2 protein-coding genes are annotated in these 1,920 nt (G+C 65.2%); both read left to right on the top strand.

All coding sequences use genetic code 11. The features are described from left to right. Positions 1–658 (top strand): DUF2339 domain-containing protein (locus JCM12296_RS34450; RefSeq protein WP_157068185.1); only part of this gene is annotated, 658 nt, incomplete at its 5' end. After that, the coding region (locus tag JCM12296_RS34445) for a DUF3999 domain-containing protein (protein ID WP_054702642.1) at positions 655–1,920 on the top strand (1,266 nt) is incomplete at its 3' end. The genes JCM12296_RS34450 and JCM12296_RS34445, both read left to right, overlap by 4 nt.

Here is a 1,920-nt window from a genome sequence, read left to right as displayed (position 1 = left end):
CCGCGGCCCTGTTGTTGCGCGTGCGGGATTCCATGCGCTGGCCCTGGGCCCCTGGACGAAGGCCTACCGGGGATGGCTGCCGACCCTGTTGGTGATCGAGCTCGTGGTGTGGAGTCTGCAGACCCTTTTCCTGGATGGCAATCCCCGGCCCTTGCCCTATCTGCCGATCATCAATCCCCTGGATCTGGCGCAGATTTTCGTTTTTCTGGTAATGGTCCACTGGGTGCGGGTCGTGCGTATGGAAGCCTTGCCGCCGGCCATCGATTTTCCGCCGACCTTGATGTGGGGCGTCCCGGCGGCGGGTGGGTTGCTCTGGATCACCGTCGTGGTGGCCCGCACGATTCATCACCTGGCGGCCGTGCCCTACGACAGGCATTTCATGATCCGCTCGGAACTGTTTCAGGCGGCCGTGGCGGTGCTCTGGGGGCTGGTGGCCCTGGGAAGCATGATCACCGCCAACCGTCTCCGGCAGCGGATGATCTGGTTCTGCGGAGCGGGTCTTCTGGCCGTCGTGGTGGTCAAACTCTTCGTGGTCGACCTGTCCGGCTCGGGTACGATTTCAAGGATTGTCTCATTTCTGGCCGTGGGCGGCCTTTTGTTGGTGATCGGCTTTTTCACGCCCCTGCCGCCGTCGGATACGAAAGGAACCCCTTCATGAGAAGATGGCTGTGTCCGCTGCTCCTCATCCTCCTTTTTATCGGCTGCTCCGCGTTGGTGGGAGCGGCCGATCTGACCCTGAATGACTTTGCCTACGGCTTGCCCATCGATGTGCCTGAAGGTACGCCGGTCGCCGCGCTGAGTTTGCCGGAGGCCGTTTATACCCACGCCCGCCGACCGGACCTGGGTGATCTGCGGGTCTTCAACGCGGCGGGCGAGATGGTTCCGCACCTCTTGCGCTTCGCCCGGAGCCAGAGCGCGGAATCCCCGTGGCAAGCCTTGCCCTTCTTCCCCCTGCCGGCCGCGGCCGATACAGCCTCGGGGGGGTATGGCGTCTACGTCCAGACCGGTCCCAACGGGGCCCTGGTGCGGATCACCCCCCCTGAGACCTCGGCCAGCGCCCAGCCGTCGCGGGATTTTCTCATTGATCTCAGCCAGACCGGCCGCCGCCTGGTCCAATTGCGTCTGGCCTGGCCGCCTGATCGGATCAACCGCATGACCACCCTGGCCGTGGAGGCCGGTGACGACCTGGTGAACTGGACCTCGGTACAGTCGCGCTGGTCCGTGACCGATATCCGCTACGGCAGCCGGCGCTTGATCAACAACACGCTCTCCATGAAGACGACGGGCCGGCGCTACCTGCGTCTGCGCCAGCTGGACGACGGACCGCCCCTGGTTTTGACCCATGTCGAGGGACGCCTTGCCGCCGAGGGCAGCAATCCGGTGCGTGCCTTCACGAAGGTCAAGGGCCAGGCGGTCGCCGATACGCCGGGCAAATACCGTTACGAGATCGGCGGCGCCTTTCCGGTGGATCGGGTCAACCTGGTCTTTGACGCGCCCAACAGCATGGCCGATGCCATCCTCTGGTCCCGGCCGGGTCCCAAGGCCCAATGGGTGCGGCGGGCCAAGGCCCTGTTTTATCGTATCGATGTGGACGGTGCCGTCCTGACCGGCGATTCCCGGCCCGTGGCCGTATCCACCGACCGCTACTGGCGCTTGACGGTGGATGCCAGCGCCAGCACCATCGGCAATGCCGTGCCCCAGCTTGAAATCGGCTACCGGCCCCACGACCTTTACTTCATCGCCCGCGGCAAAAGTCCCTTCACCCTGGCCTTTGGCAGCAGCCTGGCCACGCCTTACAGCGTGAATGTGGCGGCCTTGTTCGACGGCATCGGCCGCCAGCGCGGCCAGGGCATCGAGCGTTGGGTGACGCCCAAGGGTAAACCCGTCGTGCTCGGCGGCCCCCAGCGATTGGCCCCGCAG

The organism is Desulfosarcina cetonica JCM 12296 (assembly GCF_001311845.1).
In the GTDB taxonomy this organism is placed as follows: Bacteria; Desulfobacterota; Desulfobacteria; order Desulfobacterales; family Desulfosarcinaceae; genus Desulfosarcina; species Desulfosarcina cetonica.
Note: the sequence above shows the minus strand (reverse complement) of the source record. Positions and strands in the feature narration are given on the sequence as shown.